This is a genomic window from Bacillus sp. GB_SG_008, from assembly GCF_052038115.1.
GTDB lineage: Bacteria > Bacillota > Bacilli > Bacillales > Bacillaceae_G > Bacillus_A > Bacillus_A rhizoplanae.
In genome coordinates this window covers 819,496-840,190 of sequence record NZ_JBPZSK010000001.1, presented here as the reverse complement: position 1 = coordinate 840,190, position 20,695 = coordinate 819,496, and the positions used below count along the sequence as shown (strand labels likewise).

Sequence of the window (20,695 nt, the reverse complement as noted above, 5' to 3'; positions counted from 1 at the left end):
TTCCCATTCTCTCCTTATTCTGAGCTTCCACCGTCCTCAGTTCGCTATATAAGGTATGAAAAAAGTACTTATCCCTATCTTCGTTTTTCTAAAAAATTATGTTGTATAGAATTATATGTAATAATGAGAAAAACGTCAAGCTTACACTGTTTCTTCTTTCTTAAGAAGTTCATCTACTTCTTCTTCTAACTCAATTAGCTTGTCCCAATCATCATTGTTTAACATTTCAAGCTGTGCTTCTATTAGCATACGGAAACGTGTACGGAACACTTTCGCTTGCTTTTTCAATTCTTCAATGTCAAATGCCACTTTTCTTGATTTTACTAACGCTTCGTTAATAATACGGTCCGCATTTTTCTCTGCTTCACGAACAATTAACTTTGCTTCTTTTTGTGCATTACGTTTTACTTCTTCTGCTGCTTCTTGCGCTACAACAATAGATTTATTTAATGTATCTTCAATATTGGAGAAATGCTCTAATTTCCCTTCTAGTTGTGCGACTTTTTCTTCTAACGCTTTCTTCTCACGAATCACTAATTCATAATCTTTAATGACTTGATCAAGAAATTCATTTACTTGATCCTCATCATAGCCGCGAAAGCCACGACTAAATTCTTTATTATGAATATCTAACGGTGTTAACGGCACAAACGCCACCTCCAAGTAGGTTATCTAAAATTTCCTTTTTTTAATTATATCTTTTCTTCGACAAAATGGGAGATTTTCCTTCTAAAAAAAGAAATCATTTTAAGATTCCATACAAAATTCTCCATTTATCGCGTTTTGTTTTTCCATCAACAGTGAGTAATTTACCTCTGCCATAACCTCTGACAGAAAATACATCTCCTGGAAAACAATCATACGCAGATTGCTCAACTACTTTCCAATTCACTTTTACAAGACCATTTTTAATAAAAGGCTGTGCTTTTTGACGAGATATATGAAACATTTCCGCTATTAGTACATCTAATCGAAGCGCCGAAACTGTCCCCGATTTTTCATCCCACTGTTCTTGCATATGTAACACATGATCAGATGACACAGGTGCTAAAGACACTTTTGTTCTTCCAATTGATTGTAAATTCATTTCTATGTACGAAACAACTTCTTTTGCAACTACTATTTGGGCACGATTTTGCTGGAGCCAAATATCTCCGCATTTTTCTCTCTTTAATCCAAGAGACATAAATGCTCCTAATATTTGACGATGTTCCAGTGTATAAAATTTAGAAGGATAGTCAATTTCTAATACTTCTACTTGAAACTCTTCCTCATTCGGCATAAGATAATTTGGATAAATTAATGCCCGCTTTCTTTCTGCACTCGGAGTAGCTCCATAGAACTGAAACGCAGCATCTCCTTGATGTCCAACAATCATAGAAACAATTTGCTGTTCACGTGGGTCAAGAAAATCAGTAAGTTTCACTTGATGATATTCCTCTGCCGCTTGCTTCCATTCTAACACTTTATCAACGAAAACTGTTTCTTCAGATCTAAAATGTTCATAGATGCTCATGTATATATCCTCTTACCTCACAAAAAATTCAAATACGCGTATCAATCCTGAACTAGCTAAATTTAGTACAATAATTGCTACAATTGGTGAAATATCAATCATTCCAATTGGCGGGATAAAACGGCGAAACGGTTCCAAATACGGCTCGCAAATGCGTGCTAAAAATTCTCCGAATGTCGATTCTCTTGCTCCCGGAAACCAAGATAGTAGGATATAGATAATAAGCGCCCAAGAATAAATTTTTATTACATAGAGCAAAATTTGTAAAATCATCAGCATAGCGCACTACCACCTCTTTATATTTGTATCTTCCTCTTCACCGAACAATTCAGAAATTGCTCCAACAATGTCTACATTATCCGGCGTACATATAAATGTTTTTGGACCTAATTTTTGAATGTCCCCGCCGATTGCATATACAGTGCCACTTAGAAAGTCAATGATACGTAATGCTTGATCTGTAGACATGCGCTGTAAATTAACCACAACTGCACGGCGACCTTTTAAATGATCAGCAATACCCTGTGCCTCTGAATACGTACGCGGCTCTAATAAAACAACTTTTGAAGGGTGTTTTGCTGTTTCAATACTTACCACGTTTTGTTTCGGTTGTACTTTTGTAAGCGGAATATCCTGCTCTGGTTCCTGCTGTTTTTTCATTTCATTTTGCTCCTTTTCATAAGCATAATGCGCTTCTCGCTCTTCTGGTGTGTCAAAAAAGAAATACTTTACTTTTGACCAACTCATAATAAAATTCTCCTTCCCTCTATTCTTTTCCTACTAAAATCGTCCCCAAACGAATAAATGTAGCGCCTTCTTCAATTGCAATTGTATAATCATTTGACATTCCCATCGATAACTCCGTACACGGAGCATGTGATAAGTTTAAATCTTGTACTTGCTTTTGCAGTTTACGCAACATTTGAAAATAACTACGAATTTGCATTTCATCATCCGTGTAAGGTGCCATTGTCATAAGTCCAACAACTTCAATTTTATCAAATTGCTGTAAATCGCGAATAAACTGAATCGTTTCATCTATAGCTATCCCTTGTTTGGACTCTTCCTCTGAAGTTTTCACTTGTACAAAGCAGCGAATTAATTTAGTTGCTCGTTTTTGAATTTCTTTTGCAAGTGAAAGACGATCAAGTGAATGTAAATAATCAATCTCATTTATAATCTCTTTTACTTTTCTAGATTGCAATGAACCGATAAAATGCCACGTCGCTTTGTTTCCGAAATACTCATATTTCTGTAAAAAGCCTTCATTACGATTTTCACCAAGGTGCACAAGCCCAGCTTGTACTACTTCATTTGTTTTTTCAATACCTACCGTTTTAGTAACAGCCACAAGTGTAATTTCATCTAAAGATCTATTCACTCGTTGGCATGCTTGTTCAACTTCTTGTTGAACATATGTTAAATTTCCTTGTACTGTCACTGCTTTCACTCCTCCTTAAAACCGATAAAGCTAAGCATTCTTCCCGTCTTTCCATGATCGCGGCGATGTGAGAAAAATAATTGCGTTTCACAGCTTGTACAAAGAGAGGACATGGCGATATGCTCTTCCTTAATCCCAGCTTGCAAACAGAGCAAACGATTTATTTCTTTTAAATCAATTGCATACTGTCCATCAGAAATCATTTCATATGGAACAGAACTATGAATCACTTGTTTAGCCGCAGATAACACACGTTCATCCACCACGTAACAACACGCACCAATAGACGGACCAATGGCAACATGTATATCATCAAGCGGTATCCCTTCGTCTTTCCACTTTCTAATCATTTCACTTGCAATTCCTTTTACGGTTCCTTTCCAGCCGGCATGTGCAAGTCCAAGCATTTTATAAGATGGCGAATAAAAATATAATGGAACACAATCCGCATAACAAGATGTTAATAACACGTCCGTATCTGTCGTATATATGCCATCTGTATTCGGGATACCATCTTTATAGGAAAAGACTCCTTTTCCCTTCTCTTGCTTTCCTACTTTTGCAACATGATAGTCATGAACCTGTTCAGAACAAATCCACTTTTCTAATGAAACATGTAACTTTTCTGCTAAAAGACGCCGATTTTCATGAACATCTTCCACTTTGTCATGGACGTGTAGCCCTAGATTCATTGTATGAAACGGTCCGGTGCTCACTCCACCTTCTTTTGTAGTAAATCCAGCTATGATGGGTCCAAGTTTTTCCCAAACATGTAAATGTAACATACCGTCCTTATATGTAAATGGTTCTCTCATAAAAAGGCTCCTTATAATAAAATAACATAAAAAGTATGGTACTTCTTGTCTATTTTACCATACTTTTATTTTTCCATAATGACAACATAAAAAAAAAAGGAATTTGTAATATTCTTTAAGAAATTGTCGGTGTTTGTATTGTTTCTGTCATTTTATTAATATGATCCGCCCGAACTAAGATAACATCTTCTCCTATTTTCATAATTTGTTTCCAAGGAATTACAAATTCTTCTTCTTTTCCAAATAAACCTAGCATTTTCCCTTGTTTTGTAATAATAACTGCTTGAATTTTCCCCGTCTTCATATCAATATCAATATCTCCAATATTTCCAAGTTTCTTTCCGTCTGACACATCGACAACATCCTTCATTTGAAATTCTGAAATACGTATCATTGCCATCCTCTCCTTTGTTTCATACTTAACTGACAATCATAATTCCACCTCAATGCATAAAGTGAAACTTCCAGCAGTAAGGGATACACCCTTCACGTACAAAATCTTTTCTTTATAGCCATTATATGAACCCACCATTCTTCCTATGAGCAGAATCTCTCTTCAAAACTTTAAAAGGTCTCATCATAAATGATGAGACCTTAGCCTTGAATTGTTTTATTCATTTGTTTAATTGCTGATTTTTCAAGACGTGACACTTGCGCTTGAGAAATCCCAATTTCCTCCGCTACTTCCATTTGTGTTTTTCCTTGAAAGAAACGCTTGCGAATAATCATCTTTTCTCGTTCATTTAATCGCTTCATTCCCTCTTTTAATGCTAATTCTTCGACCCATTGCTCGTCCCTTTGTTTATCATCACTTAGCTGATCCATCACAAAAATTGGATCTCCACCATCATTGTATATTGGCTCAAATAATGAAACTGGATCTTGAATCGCATCAAGCGCAAACACAATTTCTTCGTGCGTCACATCAAGTACTTTTGCTATATCCATCGCTGTTGGCTCTTTCGAATTTTCAGCAATAAGCTTTTCTCGTACTTGCAATGCTTTATACGCAATATCACGCAATGAACGCGAGACGCGTATTGGGTTATTATCACGCAAATATCTTCGGATTTCTCCAATAATCATGGGTACAGCATATGTTGAAAATTTAACATTTTGGCTTAAGTCAAAGTTATCAATGGATTTCATAAGTCCAATGCAGCCAACTTGAAATAAATCATCAACAAACTCCCCTCTGTTGTTAAATCTTTGGATGACGCTCAGTACAAGACGTAAGTTTCCGTTTACTAGTTTCTCCCTTGCGCTTATATCACCGCTTTGCATTTCTCGAAATAGCTGTCGCATTTCTTCATTTTTTAATACTGGAAGTTTAGATGTATCAACACCGCAAATTTCTACTTTGTTTCTCGTCAAAGTGTTCCCTCCTATCGGGAGTTGCTGTACAGTGTAAAGTATCTCCTTTGGAGGGAATTTTATGCATATATTCATTTATCCCGCATTACTAAATGAAACGTTTTTTTCTAAAATGAAAATTAAATTACTTATAAAAAAGCAATCGACCAAGCACCCCAAGTAAAAAATATTCGTTAGAGAATGCTTAACCTCATACCATTTTGTTAAACTCTTTACGAAGCCTTTTAATAATCCGTTTTTCTAAACGCGAAATATAAGACTGTGAGATACCAAGCATATCCGCAACATCCTTTTGCGTTTTTTCTTCTCCGCCATCTAATCCAAAACGAAGTTCCATAATTTGCTTCTCTCGATCATTTAATTGATGTAATGCTTTCATAAGTAAATGGCGGTCAACAGTTGCTTCCAAATCTTTTGTAATAATATCTTCATCCGTTCCAAGGACATCTGATAGCAATAGTTCATTTCCATCCCAATCAATATTAAGAGGCTCATCAAATGATACTTCTGAACGATTTTTATTATTTCGTCGTAAATGCATCAAAATTTCATTTTCAATACACCTTGAAGCATATGTTGCAAGTTTAATTTTCTTTTCCGGATTAAATGTATTAACCGCTTTAATTAAACCAATGGTTCCAATACTAATCAGGTCTTCAATATTAATTCCTGTATTTTCAAATTTCCTAGCAATGTATACAACAAGACGTAAATTGCGTTCAATTAAAAGCGATCGCGCTGTTTCATCTCCCTTTGGCAGTTTTTGCAGCAATATTTCTTCTTCTTCTTTCGTTAATGGGGGTGGTAACGCTTCACTTCCACCGATATAATAAATTTCATCGGTCTTAATTCCAAGTTTTAGTAATAATTTATACCAAAGATAAGTTAAACGAAATTTTAATTTCAACATAAAATCCCTCCTTTTTTCATTAAGCAATTGTCACTTTTTGAGACAATAACATTTTTGGATGTAAAATACATTGATACTCACCATTTGCTGATAGTTGCTGTGTATTTAAACCAATTAATACTTTATTTACGGTAACAGTAGTACCTTCATGATAAACTCGTACAATGTCAGGTTTAATTGCCCACAAAAATTGTTGATTAACACCTACAGCACGATAAGGAATTAACCTCAAACGTGTTGCCCACTGTGATTCTTCATCTGGTATATATGGAATTGCTGTTTTCATTTGAACTTGTTCTATTAACCACTTTGGAAGCACATGTTCTAAAGAAGAAACATGTATAATCATAACTGGTGTTTTTGTAAGCGGGTCATACAATTGATTTCCACTATCAATCAATCCATCTAGTTGAATATCATTTATATCAATTTTGATATCTACTTTCACAATTTGTTCATAATGGATTTTTGTCACTTCCACATCTGCAATTCTCTTTTTAGAAAAATAGTACATAATCGGAAAGCCAATCATAACAAACACCCAACTTACAGGATCACCATATGAAATGGATTTTGTAGAAATAAGTCCATTCACCATGTCATTTGTTTGAAGAAAAAAATGTGTTCCAACAAGGCCGCCTCCCACCATAAATGTCACAAAATAAAACGTTAAAACGGTCTGTAGAAATGTCCGAAAACGAATAAAACCAAATGCAGTATACACAATGAGGAATGAATATAATAATTTCATTACAGGATGCGTCATCACAGATGCTAACGGTGTGAATACAAAAATAACAATTGTTGAACCGATACATGCGCCAAGTGCAAGTCTCCATCTTTTTACTTTTCGCTTTAAAACAATTGCTGTTAATAAAAGTAAAAGGAAATCAATGCAGACGTTTAATAACCAAATAATATCGGCGTAAACGACCAAACGGTTCACCTCTTTTTTATAAAGTTTAGACTAGTATAATGCATATCCTATGGAAAAGTGTGTCAATTCACGGAAGGGATTTTTTGTTATTTTGAAGCTTTCAGGCATAATTTGTCATGTTTAAAAACTACCAAATAGTCCTTCTAGCTAGGATAAGGTGAACCTTCCATCAGTGGGGTTCTCACTGATGGTTAGTTGAACCAATCGGGCTTTTACGAGCAGCTTCCCCTACCTATCTTCTTCGCCATTCTCTGCATCTTGAAATGGGGGCTTACTGCCCGCGAATAGCGGGATAGAGAGAACATATAGAAATAAAAAAAGAAGGCCTAAAAAGGCCTTCTTTTTTTATTTAAAATCAAGATATTTAGCTGACTATTAGTCGCGGTAAAATTTCAATTCAATTATCGTCTGCGACGGTTACGTAAAAATGCTGGAATGTCAATGTCGTCTACGTCTGCACTACGCTCATTTACAACCGGCTCTTCGCGTTTCACTTCACGCTTTATTTCACGTTGTTTGACTGGTTGTACTGGCTGTTGCACATTTTTTGTAGTCGCTGTAGGACGAATAATTGGCTTTGGTGGTTGCATTGAAATGCTATCATCAAAACCTGTTGCAATTACAGTTACAACAATTTCATCTTTTAAGCTCTCATTAATTACAGAACCAAAGATCATATTTACTTCTTGGTCTGAAGCTGAAGCTACAATATCTGCTGCTTCTTGTACTTCATATAAACTTAAGTTTGTGCCACCTGTAATGTTCATAATAACACCTTGTGCACCATCAATAGATGTTTCTAGCAATGGACTAGAAATTGCACGTTTTGCAGCTTCCGCAGCGCGGTTTTCACCAGTTCCCACACCAATACCCATTAATGCAGAACCTTTGTTAGACATAATTGTTTTTACATCTGCAAAGTCTAAGTTAATGAGACCTGGTGTAGCAATTAAATCAGAAATACCTTGAACACCTTGACGCAATACGTTATCCGCTTCACGGAATGCTTCAAGCATCGGTGTATTTTTATCAACGATTTCTAACAAACGATCATTTGGTATTACGATTAATGTATCTACATTTTCTTTAAACGCTGCGATACCAGATGCAGCTTGCGTTGCACGCTTACGGCCTTCAAATGTAAATGGACGTGTTACAACACCAACTGTTAGTGCTCCTAACTCCTTTGCAACTTGTGCGATAACTGGAGCTGCACCAGTCCCAGTTCCTCCGCCCATACCAGCTGTTACGAAAACCATATCCGCTCCGCGAAGTGCTTCTTGGATTTGTTCTTTACTTTCTTCAGCGGCTTTTTTCCCTACCTCAGGGTTTGCACCAGCACCAAGCCCGCGCGTTAATTTGCCACCGATTTGCATTCTTGTTTCAGCTTTTGATAAATTTAAAGCTTGTGCATCTGTGTTTACTGCAATAAAGTCTACACCTTGTACACCATGCTCAATCATACGATTGACAGCATTGTTTCCGCCACCGCCAACACCGATAACTTTTATATTTGCCATTTGATCTTGAGTAGTATCAAACTCTAACATGTCGAAATCCCCCTAGAACCTCATTTTTCGCGCTCAAATCTATTCCCATAAATATCGGAATACACGCTTCACTTTTGACATCATTCGTTCATTATTATTATTATTGTTATTGTTATTGTTATTGTTATTACGCGGCTTTTGTTTTACAGGTTGTTGCACTGCAGCAGGTACTGGTGCATGTTGTAATTCATAACTTTCTTGCTTCTCCTGAACACTTTTTCCTCGTAACTTAGCTTTTTGATAGGCATTTTTAATAAGTCCAACACCAATCGTATATTGCGGTTCACGTACACCTATATAATCTGGCGTTGCAATACGAACATTTTCATGTAGAATATCGTAGGCAAGATCAAGAATACCTGACATAGAAACAACTCCACCAGTAAGTACATAACCAGCCGGTAACTGTTTCAAACCAAGTTTTTGCACCTCATCTTGTACAAACATAAGAATTTCCTCTACACGAGCTTCAATGATATCTGCTAACTCTACTTGAGAATATTGCTCTGTTTGATCACTGCCCATAATTGAAACAGTAAATAACTCTTCCTCAGATGCTGTATCATAAAAAGCATGTCCATATTTTAGTTTAATTTGGTCGGCATTTTCCGTTGATGTTTTCAATCCAATGGCTATATCTTTTGTAATATGATCTCCGCCAATCGGTAATATGCTTGCTGTTTGTAATTCTCCATCTTGGAAAATTGATAACGTTGTTGAACCTCCACCGATGTCAACGAGAGCAACACCTCGATTTTTCTCATCACTTGACAAAGCAACTGTTGATGCTGCTAATGGTTGAAGGCAAATATCAATTATTTCAAGACCCGCTTTTTCTACACATCGAAGTAAATTATGTAACAATGTTCTCGAGCCTGTAATTAATGTGCCTTCCATTTCTAAACGTACACCAATCATTCCGCGCGGATCATTAATTTCATCGAGACCGTCTACGATAAACTGTCGAGGTACCACATCAATAAATTCACGCTCCGGTGCAATTGACACAACTTGCGCCGCATCAAGTACACGAAGCACATCTTCGTTTCCGATTTCACGATCTTCATTTGAAACAGCGACTACTCCATGACAAGGAAGAAGCTGTACTTGATTTGCGTTTACACCCACAACAACGCGTTCAATGTGTATCCCCACCATGCGTTCAGCTTGTTCAATCGCCTTTTTAATCGATTGCACAGTCTCATCTATGTCAACAATGGAGCCTTTTTTTAAACCATTTGACTTTACATTTCCAACACCAATAATGTTTAAAGCGTCATTGACCATCTCGCCAATAATAACTTTAACATTGGATGTACCGATGTCAAGACTAACGTATATTTCATTGCTGTTCATTCTTTGGCACCTCCTTCTTTATTTATACCACAAAATTCAATATATGGAACAACAATCGTTGTTTTACTATGTTATAAGAAAAATATTCAACGTATTTATGTGTTTCCCTTTTTTAACACTATATTTTTCTTATTTTTATTTGGCATTCTTTCATTTTTCCAACAGTAAGATGCAAATCACTGCTATATTTTGAAACAACCTTATCCGACTACAAAGATTGCTGCCAAGTATAAGTCTACACCAAGATGTACTCCTAGAAAAGCTAAACTTGCGGCTAAGATTATATTAAAAAAGAAAACAGAGAAAAATATGACTTAATCACATATTTTCTAAGAGTAAATTCCTATATCTCTTTGAAAAAACAATTTTACAGTTAAAATATCTACTTTATTAATCCCTTATTGATTAATTCACATATTCCGTATATGCCCCTACTTCTAAATGAATAATTGCCTTTTTATCTGGTGATAGGTTTTTAATAATAAGAGGATAAGCTTCCATTCGTTTTGCAAAATCTTGAATTACTGTACTTACTTCATATCCCTCATTCATATATAATGTAAGATGATCTGCGTACAAATCTGTTGGCTTGTAATGAATTTCAGAAATAGACCGAAGAACAGTTGGTGTTAATTTTTCTAATTCAGCAATCAATTCTTTCATTTTCTTTTCTTCAAATGGAACGAAAATCGGGGCAGCAATTGGCAATTTTCCATTCGGGAGAGCATCTAGTGACTTTCCATTTTCTAAAAGCGGATACAGTTTTCCTTCTTTATTAATGTAGCCAATTGTCACATATTCCTCAACATCGATAACAATTTGATTTGGAAATTTTTTCTTTACATGAGCCTCTTTAATCTCTTTTTGCTTCTTTAAATTTGTTTCTGCTTGCTGTGTCGCTACACGAAAATAGCTTGTTTTATGTGTAATGCCTGCTTGCTCCATTATTTGTTCATCTGTCATATAGTGATTGCCGTGAACCGTAATTTTCTTTATATTGCTAAGCGGAGATCGAAAATAAATTAAAAAAAGCACCAGTAAAAATAAAATCGATACATATAAAATTAATCGTTTGTTTACCTGTTTCTTCTTCTTTTGATTTTTTAATTTTGGTACACGATCTTGTAGTTTAATAACTTTACTATTCTTCATGTACGATCCCCCTATGTAACATAAAGAACGGCATGTTATGCATGCCGTTCTTCTCTTTCTATTATATCATAAATGACAATGGGTGGGACAAACAACTATTATCTTCCAATTATCTCTACTTCTGTATGCATATTAACATCAAATTGTTCTTTAATCGTTTTCTTCACAAAAGCAATTAAATCAAGAACATCTTGCGCAGAAGCTGTTCCTGTATTAACAATAAAGTTCCCATGCATTTCCGAAATTTTTGCACCGCCAATTTGATAACCACGTAGTCCAGCCTTTTCAACTAAATTACCAGCATAATTTGGTAGTGGATTCCTAAAAATACTTCCTGCACATGGGTGATTCCAAGGTTGTGTATCACGGCGATAATCTTTATTCTTTTGCATAATCGCAATAATGTCTTCACGATTACCTGCTTTTAATTGTAACTCTGCTTCTAATACAATGCCAGGACGCTTCTTTTGTAAAACAGATGTGCGATAAGAAAATTCTAGCTCTTCTTTCGTTAGCCATTCAATCGTTCCATCTTCAAACATAACACGAGCTCTCGTCAAAATTTCAGACATATCCGATTTATGAGCACCTGCATTCATATAAACAGCTCCGCCTACGCTTCCAGGAATACCACTAGCAAACTCTAATCCTGCTAATCCTTGGCGGCTCAATAAAGTTGACAGTTTAACGAGAGAATACCCTCCACCTACTCGTACAGTAACACCATCTACTTCTAAATGATCTAGTCCTTCTCCTAATCGAATCACAACTCCTTCAATACCTTTATCCGATACAAGAAGGTTGGAACCGCGACCAATTGCAGTCCATTTTGTCCCATGCTTTTTCACAAGCTTTAACGATTTTTCCACACCTTCAACACTACTTGGAACCACTAAAATATCCGCTGGACCACCTATTTTCATAGTTGTATAGCGAGCTAATGGTTCGTTTTCTAGTACTTTTCCTACCTGTGCTTCCATAAGTTCCTTTGCTAATTGTTTCATGATGCTCTCCCCCATATTAAGTCTCCGTACTACAGTAGTATGCAGGGCATTCACCTAACGTTATTTTCTACAAGTTTTTTCATAACTTCAAACAACTTGTTTGCTGCATTTGGCATTCCTAACTGCTTTGCAGCTAGTTTCATATTTTGTAATTTTTGTACATCTAGTAAAATTTCATCAATATCACCAATAAGCGTTTCACCTGTTAAATCTTTTTCAAGAAGCATTTTTGCTGCTCCTTTATCAACAACAGAAAGAGCATTTTTCTCTTGGTGATTGTTTGTTACATACGGACTCGGAATTAAGACACTGGGTTTCCCTAAAGCTGTCAACTCAGCTAACGTTGTAGCACCTGCACGCGAAACAACAAGGTCTACCCCAGTAAGTACTTCTGGCATATTATCAATAAACGGCTTAATAATAACATTTTGCGGATTCCCTTTTTGTTTCACAGCTTCCATTACTTTATCATAATGTACTTCACCTGTAACGTACAATACTTCATAATTTTTATTACCAAATTGTTCAATTGCTTCTAAAAACGCATCGTTAATCGGTCTAGCGCCTCGGCTTCCTCCAAAAATTAATACTGATTTTTTTGAAAGAGATAATCCCACAGAACGCTTGCCTTTCATACCATTTTGGTTCATTACTTCCGAAGCACGAGGATTCCCTGTCATCACAACTTTATTTTGCGGGAAATGTTCTGTTGCCGCATCAAAACAAACCGCTACTTTATTCACGTAGCGACTCAAAAATTTATTTGTTACACCAGGTACACTATTTTGTTCATGTACAATTGCTGGAATACCAAGTTTGGCAGCTGCATATACAACTGGACCACATACATAACCACCTGTTCCAATTACAACATCCGGATTAAAACGGTGAATATAACGTTTACTATCTTGTACACCTTTTACAAAACGCATCACCGTTTTCACATTATCAATTGATAATTTCCGTTTAAACCCGCTAATAACAATGGATTGAAATGGAATGCCGGCTTTTCGAACAATTTTACTTTCCAAACCATTTTCCGTACCAATATATAAAAATCTTGCTTCAGGATGTATTTTTTTGATTTCTCGAATTAACGCAAGAGCTGGATAAATATGCCCACCTGTTCCACCACCGCTGACTAATACTCGCACTGCTTGTTCCTCCGCTTCTTTTTTCTATTATCCCGCTGCTCACGGGCAATAAAAGTCTAATTAATTCAACTAAACCTTACTGATAGAAGTTTCATTTTATGTATGCCATTCGTATATCAATCGCTTTATTTCCGTTTTCACATACGAAAAACCCTGTCATAAAAACAGGGTTTAGTAGCGAGAATGACGACTTATATTTAGTAACACTCCAATCGCCATCAACATAAGGGTCAAGCTAGACCCACCATAGCTTAAAAATGGCAAGGTAATTCCTGTAACCGGCATTAATCCAGTTACAACACCGATGTTAATCATCACTTGAATCGCAATCATCGCCACAATCCCGACTGCTAAAAAAGTACCGTATAGGTCTGGCGCTCCTAACGCTACACGAATCCCACGCCATAACAACAGACTAAATAATAATAACACAAACGAACCACCAATAAAACCTAATTCTTCGGATAGTATCGCAAAAATAAAGTCTGTTTGCGGCTCTGGTAAGTAAAAAAATTTTTGTCTACTTTGTCCAAGACCGAGCCCAAATAACCCCCCCGGTCCGATTGCAAGTAACGATTGAATAATCTGAAATCCACTTCCTAGCGGATCTGACCATGGATCTAAATATGATGTAATACGCTTTATTCGATACGGTGCTGATGCAATAAGTCCAACAAATCCTGCAACTCCTATCAACCCTAACATTGCAAAATGAAAAATACGTGCTCCCGAAACAAAAATCATAACAACACAGGTTCCAACCATTACCGTTCCTGTCCCCAAATCGGGTTGTAACATAATCATACCAAATGCAACAAACACGAAACTAAGCGCAGGAAGTAATCCTCGTTTGAAAGACGTAATCATTTTTTGTTTTTCCGATAAAAATTTCGCTAAAAAAATAATCATCGCAAACTTCATAAACTCAGAAGGCTGAATAGAGAATGCACCTATACCAATCCAACTTCGAGCTCCGCCTCGCACCAGTCCAATTCCAGGAATTAAAACTAGAATAAGAAGAACGAAACAGATAAGTAAAATCACCTTGGAGTATGTACGCCACACCCAATAATCAATCTTCATGATAAAAAACATAGCAACGACACCAAGACTAGCAAATAACAATTGACGTTTTGCAAAAAAGAATGAATCTCCCATTTTATACGAAGCCCATACAGCGCTAGCACTGTATACCATCACCATTCCTATCGTCAAAAGTAACAATGTCACAATAATAAGAATAAAATCAGGAGTCTTCTTTGTTGGCAATGAGCATCACCTCTTTGAAAGCAGCTTTTCGTTAGCCCTACTTTTTCACAAACGAAGCATCATTTATCTCTGGCTACTTGCAGGCAGTATGACTCCCACCTCAAGATTGCAAGAAATCAAAGAAGATAGGTGTGAGATAACTCCCTGTAAGAACCCCATTGGTGAAAGCCTTTCATCAGTGGAATACGAAGAAAAATCCCGCCAATAGGAGTTTCATTTTATCTACCTATAAAAGAATCATCAGTAGGAACAATCCACTGATGATTCTTTCACTTTATACTAGCTTATGCACAGCTTGTATAAACATGTCTCCTCTTTCTTCAAATGTTTTAAATTGGTCCCAGCTTGCACATGCAGGAGATAAAAGAATCACGTCTCCCTCTTCTGAAAGAGCATATGCTTCTTGTACCGCTTGTTCCACATTATCGACACATTTAATAACTTTCATTCCAGCCTTTTCTGCAGCTTTCACAAGCTTAGGTGCAGTTTGTCCAAATGTAAGCAGTGCCTTCACATGCCCAAAGTATGGGATTAAATCATCAAATTCATTACCACGATCTAGCCCACCCGCTAATAAAATTACTGGTTGCGTAAATGCAGACAATGCTTTTTCTGTCGCCAGCATATTTGTTGCTTTTGAATCATTATAAAACTTACGGTTTCCAATCGTCGTTACATACTCTAAACGATGCTTTACACCTGTAAAACGTTTTAAGACTGCTATAATCGCTTCATTAGCAACGCCCATAAGCTTTGCAATACTCATAGCAGCTAGTATATTTTCTAAATTATGTTTACCCGGTAATACAATATCGTGAATATCAATAACTTTTTCACCTTTAAAGTAAAGAGCACCATCTTTTACACAAGCGCCGTCTTCAATAATTTTCGTCGTAGAAAAGTACACTTTTTGTCCTTTACTTTGCTCAGACAACATCATTACATCTTCATCGTCAGCATTAATGATGCTATAGTCATTTTTAGTTTGATTTCTAAAGATATTCGCTTTTGCTAAACCGTACTCTTTCTTCGTACCGTGATAATCTAAGTGTGCTTCAAATAAGTTTAAAAGCACTGCGATCTTCGGTTGAAACGTTTCAATACCCATTAATTGAAATGAAGAAAGTTCTGTTACAACCACTTCTTGTGAAGTTACATCTCGTGCAACTTCACATGCTACCGTACCGATATTTCCAGCAATAACAGGATGTTTTTCTCCTTCTTTTAACATTTCAAATGTTAATGTTGTTGTCGTTGTTTTTCCATTAGACCCTGTAATCCCAATAAATGGTGCTTCCGAAATGCGATATGCTAATTCTACTTCTGTTACCATTGGAATATTTTTTTCTTTTGCCGCGACAAGTAACGGATTAGAATACGGAATCCCTGGATTTTTCACAACAAGAGAAATATTTTTCTCTAATAATTCTAAGGGATGACCACCACATACAACTTCCACGCCTTGACCTTGCAACTCTATCGCTAACGGATTTTCAGCTAGCGGCTTGCTATCATTTACAACTACATTTGCTCCAAGCTTCTTTAATAAAACAGCTGCAGCATAACCGCTTTTTGCCATACCTAATACAAGAATATTTTTATTTTGATAGTCAGTTATCGTTTTCAATTACATCCACACCCCGATATAAATTCCTAACACTGCAAATAAAAGCCCTACTGACCAGAACGTTACAACTACGCGCCATTCTGACCAACCGCATAATTCATAGTGGTGATGAAGCGGACTCATTTTGAATACACGCTTTCCTCGTGTTTTAAACGAAACGACTTGAATAATAACAGAAAGCGTTTCAATAACAAACATCCCACCAATGATAACTAATAATAACTCTGTTTTCGTTAAAATTGAAACAGCAGCTAAAGCACCACCAAGTGCTAAAGATCCTGTATCTCCCATAAATACTTTTGCAGGATGAGCATTAAATACTAAAAACCCTAATACAGCTCCAACAACTGCCATACAAAAAATAGCAATTGTGTACTGCTCATGAGCAAAAGCAATAATACTATACGCACCAAATGCAATGGCAGCTGTTCCTGCTAATAATCCATCTAGCCCATCAGTTAAGTTAACTGCGTTTGAAGCTCCTATCAACATAAAGAGAACAAGAATAAAGTATGCCCAGTGTAAGTCAAACTTAATTTCTGTTCCTGGAATACTTAAATGTGTATCAAATCCTTGGCCCTTTGCAATGATAAAGAAAGCTACCGCAATAACAAACTGCCCTATTAATTTTTGTTTTGATGTCAAACCAAGATTTCTCTTTTTAACAACTTTAATGTAATCATCAAGAAATCCGATTAAACCATAACCAAATGTAACTAGAAGCAATAAATATGTCTCAGCGCTCTTTTGAAACTTAAACATCATAATAATAGACGTAATCATAATTGAAATAAAAATAACAATTCCGCCCATAGTCGGTGTTCCCGATTTCTTTTGATGTGACTTCGGACCTTCATCACGAATGCTCTGTCCAAACTTTAAACGGCGTAAAAATGGAATAAAAATTGGTGACAACGCAACAGAAATTAAAAATGCCACCCCAACTGTAATTAATAATCCTTGTTCAAGCATATTTAGTCCCCCTCTCTTGTTGTTATTCTTTCATGCTTAAACGTTGTGCAATTGCCTCCCCAGCAACTTCACGATCGTCAAAATGATGTACTTCTGTACCGATAATTTGATATGTTTCATGACCTTTACCAGCAATTATAATAATATCTCCAGCTTTTGCCTCAGCAACAGCACGAGATATCGCTTCTTTTCGATCAACAACCACTTCATAATTATTCCCTTTTACACCTTCTATCATATCATCAAGAATTGCTTTGGGCTGTTCGCTGCGCGGGTTGTCTGATGTATAAATTGCGTGCGTTGCGTACTGAGATGCGACATTCGCCATAATTGGTCGTTTCGTACGATCTCGATCCCCACCACAACCAACGATACAATACACATTTCCTTTTGCAAATTGTTTTGTTGTCATCAATACGTTTTCTAAACTATCCGGTGTATGCGCATAGTCAACAATGACTGTAAAATCTTGACCTCTATCAACAACTTCAAAACGCCCAGGTACACCTTTTAATTCTTTCACAACATCAATAATCGTTTGTAAAGCTACACCAGAAACGAGACATGCTGCAGTTGCAGCTAGTACATTATAGACATTAAATTTCCCAATTAACTTCATCGTAATCTCGATGCTTTCATTCGGAGTTACCAGTGTAAAAGCCGTACCAGCATTTGTCATCTCAATATTTTTCGCCATTACATCACTTTTCGTATCAATACCATACGTAATTACCGTCGCTGCCGTACTTTTCATATAATCTATTGCTGCGGCATCGTCATTATTTAATACAGCATATTTTACACGGTTATGAGAATAGCTATTACCAAGCTGTGCAAATAATAAGCCCTTTGCATGTTTGTACTCTTCCATTGTTTTATGATAATCTAAATGATCTTGCGTTAAATTCGTAAACACTGCTACATCGTAGTCACATCCATGTACTCTTCCAAGGTGCAATGCATGTGAAGATACTTCCATAACAGCACTATTTACATTTTGTTCAATCATTTTATGGAACGTCTTTTGTAATGTTAATGCATCTGGTGTTGTGTTTTTCACTTCAAACGTTTCGTCACCTATTTTCATATTAATTGTTCCAATTAATCCTGTTTTATGTCCATGCGCACGCATAATTTCGTTCATTATATGCGATGTTGTTGTCTTTCCATTTGTACCTGTAATTCCAATTAAATGTAACTTTTGCGTTGGCTGCCCATAAAAATAATCTGCTAACACCGCTAAAGAACGTACTGTATCTTTAACAAGTACAACTGGAACGTCAACATCAATAGGTCTTTCCGCAACAATAGCAGCCGCACCTTGCGCGGCTGCTTGCTTGGCAAATTCATGACTATCAACCGTGAAACCTTTTATACATACAAATAAACTTCCATTTGTCACTTTACGCGAATCCGCTTCAATAGATGTAATTTCCGGATTTTCTTTTGGAACAACCGGAAAATCATGCAAACTTGATACAAGTGTATGCAACTTCATTTCTTTAAACCCTCTCTACTCTTTATTTATCTCTTATAAATGGATAGTTTCAAAGAACTCCATATATAAGAGCATAATTTATTAATTAACAGGCAGTGAGAAACAAGTGTCTCACTGCTAGTTAGTTGAATGTTATTGTATCGTAAATAAGCACTTCATACTTAATTAAAGTATATTCGAACCTTTGATCCTGCTTTTACTTTCGTGCCGGGCTTTGGAGATTGTTCGACCACTTTGTCTCCTTCGCCGCTAGCATCCAATTGTAAATCAACAAGTTGATTTTGTAATTCCTTTCGATCCATGCCTACTACATTAGGAACTTCTATTAAAGGCGTCTCATCCCAAGTTAATTTCTTTTCAATTTGCTCTTTTCTAGGCTCTACTCCCATAACCGGCAAAACATCACGAAGGATATTCCCAACGATTGGTGCAGCTACAACCCCGCCAAATTGTGTAACCCCTTTTGGATTGTCTACAGCGACATACACAACAATTTGCGGATCATCTACTGGTGCAAATCCAATGAATGACACGATATAGTTGTTATCTAAATATTTCCCATCTTTTACTTTTTGGGCTGTACCAGTCTTTCCTCCGACAGGATAACCATCAATATAAGCACCTTTACCTGAACCTTTTGCCACAACATTTTCAAGTGCATAACGCACTTTTTCAGATGTTTCCTTGGAAATAACTTGTCTCTTCGCAACAGGCGTTGTTTTACTAATCACTTTATTCGTAGTTGGATCTATAAACTCTTTCGCAATGTACGGCTTATATAACGTGCCTCCATTTACAGCAGCAGCTACTGCTGCAACTTGTTGAATAGGGGTAACAGACACCCCCTGCCCAAATGCTGTCGTCGCTTGCTCAACAGGCCCTACTTTTTTTAAATCAAATAAAATCCCTTTACCTTCTCCTTGTAAATCAATGCCCGTTTTTTCACCAAATCCAAAATCACGAATATATTGAAACAGCTTTTCTTTTCCTAGACGTTCTCCAAGCTCTACAAACCCTGGGTTACAAGAGTTTTGAACAACCTCTAAAAATGTTTGGCTACCGTGTCCCCCTGCTTTCCAGCAACGTAATCTTGCACCGCCAACTTCTGCCGCTCCATCATCATAAAACGTATCTTTCTCCAAGTCTACTAAATTTTCATTTAAAGCAGCTGCAAGTGTAATAATTTTAAATGTGGATCCTGGTTCATATGTACTCCATACAGGTAGATTTCGGTTAAATACTTCCGGTGAAACACTTCTGAAATCTGCTGGATCAAAACTTGGTCGGCTAGACATCCCTAAAATCTCACCATTATTTGGGTTCATAGCAATTGCTATCATTCCATCTGGATGATACGTCGAATCCGCAATATTTAATTCTCTCTCCATGATCGTCTGAATACGTGAATCAATTGTTAGCCTTAAATCCAAGCCATCTCCAGGTTCTTTATAATCATCACCAATGTTCGGCATACGCTGTCCTTTCGCATCAGCAAAAAAACGAACATATCCTTTGTCACCATTTAATTCTTTGTCATAATATGACTCCAGCCCCATAAGTCCTTGGTTATCACTCCCAGCAAATCCAAGCACATGTGATAGATATTTTCCAAACGGATAATATCGAATGGAATCTTCAGCGATATATACACCTTTTAAACTTAAAGCCCTAACTTCTTTTGCCTTGTCGTGAGAAATTTTCCGCCCGCCTTTGTCTAATCTCACTATGGACTCTTTTTTCGTAAGACGCTGATAGATTTCTTCTTTCGACACACCTAAAACTGCAGCTAATTTCTCTGCAGTCTCTGCTGGTTTTTCAATTTGCCTTGGTACCACAAAGACAGTTGGTGCACTTTTATTTGTTGCGAGCTCTACACCATTTCGATCTACAATTTTCCCTCTCTCAGGTTCAAATGTAATATTACGGCTCCATGAATCTTTCGCACGATCTGTTAACATATTCCCAAGAAAAAACTGCACATATCCAAGACGAATATCGATAATTGTAAAAATCAGTATACCAGATATAAGCACAAAAATAAGCCGTTTTCTTACTGTTACATTCGATACACGCATATTGGAACAAGCCTCCTTTACGCTTCACTTGTTCCAATATATGCT

The 20,695-nt window shown here is 36.6% G+C and carries 20 protein-coding genes, 1 pseudogene and 1 other annotated feature (1 of these 22 cut by a window edge); all 21 genes and pseudogenes read right to left on the bottom strand.

Going from position 1 to position 20,695, the window contains the following annotated elements:
* Positions 1 to 90, bottom strand: a binding site (T-box leader); it reaches 130 nt to the left of the window's first position.
* Positions 91 to 141: 51 nt separating this feature from the next.
* The 21 genes and pseudogenes from divIVA to ACTDJC_RS04240 all read right to left on the bottom strand — a co-directional run bounded on the left by divIVA (position 142) and on the right by ACTDJC_RS04240 (position 20,650).
* A complete protein-coding gene (divIVA, locus tag ACTDJC_RS04340) occupies positions 142 to 648 on the bottom strand; it encodes a septum site-determining protein DivIVA (protein WP_098305536.1) in 507 nt (168 codons plus the stop codon).
* A 94-nt stretch (positions 649 to 742) separates the two neighbouring features.
* Complete coding sequence (locus ACTDJC_RS04335; protein WP_098305538.1) at positions 743 to 1,516, bottom strand: RNA-binding protein; 774 nt, start codon at positions 1,514 to 1,516, stop codon at positions 743 to 745.
* A gap of 12 nt (positions 1,517 to 1,528) precedes the next feature.
* Positions 1,529 to 1,795, bottom strand: a complete 267-nt coding sequence (locus ACTDJC_RS04330; protein WP_098305540.1) for a YggT family protein — start codon at positions 1,793 to 1,795, stop codon at positions 1,529 to 1,531.
* Between the two features lie 6 nt (positions 1,796 to 1,801).
* Complete coding sequence (locus ACTDJC_RS04325; protein WP_098305542.1) at positions 1,802 to 2,263, bottom strand: cell division protein SepF; 462 nt, start codon at positions 2,261 to 2,263, stop codon at positions 1,802 to 1,804.
* A gap of 19 nt (positions 2,264 to 2,282) precedes the next feature.
* Positions 2,283 to 2,957: a YggS family pyridoxal phosphate-dependent enzyme gene (locus tag ACTDJC_RS04320; protein WP_098305544.1), complete on the bottom strand. Its 675-nt coding sequence runs from the start codon at positions 2,955 to 2,957 to the stop codon at positions 2,283 to 2,285.
* Positions 2,958 to 2,962: 5 nt separating this feature from the next.
* On the bottom strand, positions 2,963 to 3,772 hold the full coding sequence (gene pgeF, locus ACTDJC_RS04315) for a peptidoglycan editing factor PgeF (RefSeq protein WP_098305546.1): 810 nt from the start codon (positions 3,770 to 3,772) through the stop codon (positions 2,963 to 2,965).
* 115 nt (positions 3,773 to 3,887) lie between these two features.
* Positions 3,888 to 4,166 carry a YlmC/YmxH family sporulation protein gene (locus tag ACTDJC_RS04310; RefSeq protein ID WP_440602714.1) on the bottom strand — a complete coding sequence of 93 codons (279 nt, stop codon included), beginning with the start codon at positions 4,164 to 4,166 and terminating at the stop codon, positions 3,888 to 3,890.
* A gap of 200 nt (positions 4,167 to 4,366) precedes the next feature.
* Positions 4,367 to 5,146 (bottom strand): RNA polymerase sporulation sigma factor SigG, encoded by a 780-nt coding sequence (gene sigG / locus ACTDJC_RS04305; protein ID WP_098305550.1) that lies wholly within the window; start codon positions 5,144 to 5,146, stop codon positions 4,367 to 4,369.
* Positions 5,147 to 5,336: 190 nt separating this feature from the next.
* Entirely contained in the window at positions 5,337 to 6,056 is a 720-nt protein-coding gene (gene sigE / locus ACTDJC_RS04300; protein WP_098305552.1) for an RNA polymerase sporulation sigma factor SigE, read from the bottom strand.
* Between the two features lie 19 nt (positions 6,057 to 6,075).
* Positions 6,076 to 6,993 (bottom strand): sigma-E processing peptidase SpoIIGA, encoded by a 918-nt coding sequence (spoIIGA, locus tag ACTDJC_RS04295; protein WP_440602713.1) that lies wholly within the window; start codon positions 6,991 to 6,993, stop codon positions 6,076 to 6,078.
* Positions 6,994 to 7,394: 401 nt separating this feature from the next.
* Entirely contained in the window at positions 7,395 to 8,543 is a 1,149-nt protein-coding gene (gene ftsZ / locus ACTDJC_RS04290; RefSeq protein WP_098305556.1) for a cell division protein FtsZ, read from the bottom strand.
* 39 nt (positions 8,544 to 8,582) lie between these two features.
* Entirely contained in the window at positions 8,583 to 9,899 is a 1,317-nt protein-coding gene (ftsA, locus tag ACTDJC_RS04285) for a cell division protein FtsA (protein ID WP_253630249.1), read from the bottom strand.
* Between the two features lie 150 nt (positions 9,900 to 10,049).
* A pseudogene (locus ACTDJC_RS04280) lies at positions 10,050 to 10,201 on the bottom strand (DUF1290 domain-containing protein); the annotation flags it as partial.
* A 103-nt stretch (positions 10,202 to 10,304) separates the two neighbouring features.
* Entirely contained in the window at positions 10,305 to 11,051 is a 747-nt protein-coding gene (locus ACTDJC_RS04275; RefSeq protein ID WP_253630250.1) for a cell division protein FtsQ/DivIB, read from the bottom strand.
* A 98-nt stretch (positions 11,052 to 11,149) separates the two neighbouring features.
* On the bottom strand, positions 11,150 to 12,055 hold the full coding sequence (gene murB / locus ACTDJC_RS04270; protein WP_098305564.1) for a UDP-N-acetylmuramate dehydrogenase: 906 nt from the start codon (positions 12,053 to 12,055) through the stop codon (positions 11,150 to 11,152).
* Between the two features lie 50 nt (positions 12,056 to 12,105).
* Complete coding sequence (gene murG / locus ACTDJC_RS04265; protein ID WP_098305566.1) at positions 12,106 to 13,209, bottom strand: undecaprenyldiphospho-muramoylpentapeptide beta-N-acetylglucosaminyltransferase; 1,104 nt, start codon at positions 13,207 to 13,209, stop codon at positions 12,106 to 12,108.
* 171 nt (positions 13,210 to 13,380) lie between these two features.
* Entirely contained in the window at positions 13,381 to 14,478 is a 1,098-nt protein-coding gene (spoVE, locus tag ACTDJC_RS04260; protein ID WP_230573415.1) for a stage V sporulation protein E, read from the bottom strand.
* 274 nt (positions 14,479 to 14,752) lie between these two features.
* The gene (gene murD / locus ACTDJC_RS04255; protein WP_440602712.1) at positions 14,753 to 16,105 is read right to left on the bottom strand and encodes a UDP-N-acetylmuramoyl-L-alanine--D-glutamate ligase; all 1,353 of its coding nucleotides are present in this window, start codon (positions 16,103 to 16,105) and stop codon (positions 14,753 to 14,755) included.
* The gene (gene mraY, locus ACTDJC_RS04250; RefSeq protein WP_098305572.1) at positions 16,106 to 17,077 is read right to left on the bottom strand and encodes a phospho-N-acetylmuramoyl-pentapeptide-transferase; all 972 of its coding nucleotides are present in this window, start codon (positions 17,075 to 17,077) and stop codon (positions 16,106 to 16,108) included.
* Positions 17,078 to 17,099: 22 nt separating this feature from the next.
* On the bottom strand, positions 17,100 to 18,575 hold the full coding sequence (locus ACTDJC_RS04245; protein WP_098305574.1) for a UDP-N-acetylmuramoyl-L-alanyl-D-glutamate--2,6-diaminopimelate ligase: 1,476 nt from the start codon (positions 18,573 to 18,575) through the stop codon (positions 17,100 to 17,102).
* Positions 18,576 to 18,736: 161 nt separating this feature from the next.
* The gene (locus ACTDJC_RS04240; RefSeq protein WP_098305576.1) at positions 18,737 to 20,650 is read right to left on the bottom strand and encodes a stage V sporulation protein D; all 1,914 of its coding nucleotides are present in this window, start codon (positions 20,648 to 20,650) and stop codon (positions 18,737 to 18,739) included.
* Positions 20,651 to 20,695: the final 45 nt, after the last annotated feature.

What these genes read in the sequence shown, in the direction of transcription:
- ACTDJC_RS04335 (WP_098305538.1), bottom strand. Translation starts at nt 1,516, where the DNA reads ATGAGCATCTATGAACATTTTAGATCTGAAGAAACAGTTTTCGTTGAT.
- ACTDJC_RS04330 (WP_098305540.1), bottom strand. Translation starts at nt 1,795, where the DNA reads ATGCTGATGATTTTACAAATTTTGCTCTATGTAATAAAAATTTATTCT.
- ACTDJC_RS04325 (WP_098305542.1), bottom strand. Translation starts at nt 2,263, where the DNA reads ATGAGTTGGTCAAAAGTAAAGTATTTCTTTTTTGACACACCAGAAGAG.
- pgeF (WP_098305546.1), bottom strand. Translation starts at nt 3,772, where the DNA reads ATGAGAGAACCATTTACATATAAGGACGGTATGTTACATTTACATGTT.
- ACTDJC_RS04310 (WP_440602714.1), bottom strand. Translation starts at nt 4,166, where the DNA reads ATGATACGTATTTCAGAATTTCAAATGAAGGATGTTGTCGATGTGTCA.
- sigE (WP_098305552.1), bottom strand. Translation starts at nt 6,056, where the DNA reads ATGTTGAAATTAAAATTTCGTTTAACTTATCTTTGGTATAAATTATTA.
- ftsZ (WP_098305556.1), bottom strand. Translation starts at nt 8,543, where the DNA reads ATGTTAGAGTTTGATACTACTCAAGATCAAATGGCAAATATAAAAGTT.
- ftsA (WP_253630249.1), bottom strand. Translation starts at nt 9,899, where the DNA reads ATGAACAGCAATGAAATATACGTTAGTCTTGACATCGGTACATCCAAT.
- ACTDJC_RS04275 (WP_253630250.1), bottom strand. Translation starts at nt 11,051, where the DNA reads ATGAAGAATAGTAAAGTTATTAAACTACAAGATCGTGTACCAAAATTA.
- murB (WP_098305564.1), bottom strand. Translation starts at nt 12,055, where the DNA reads ATGAAACAATTAGCAAAGGAACTTATGGAAGCACAGGTAGGAAAAGTA.
- mraY (WP_098305572.1), bottom strand. Translation starts at nt 17,077, where the DNA reads ATGCTTGAACAAGGATTATTAATTACAGTTGGGGTGGCATTTTTAATT.
- ACTDJC_RS04245 (WP_098305574.1), bottom strand. Translation starts at nt 18,575, where the DNA reads ATGAAGTTGCATACACTTGTATCAAGTTTGCATGATTTTCCGGTTGTT.
- ACTDJC_RS04240 (WP_098305576.1), bottom strand. Translation starts at nt 20,650, where the DNA reads ATGCGTGTATCGAATGTAACAGTAAGAAAACGGCTTATTTTTGTGCTT.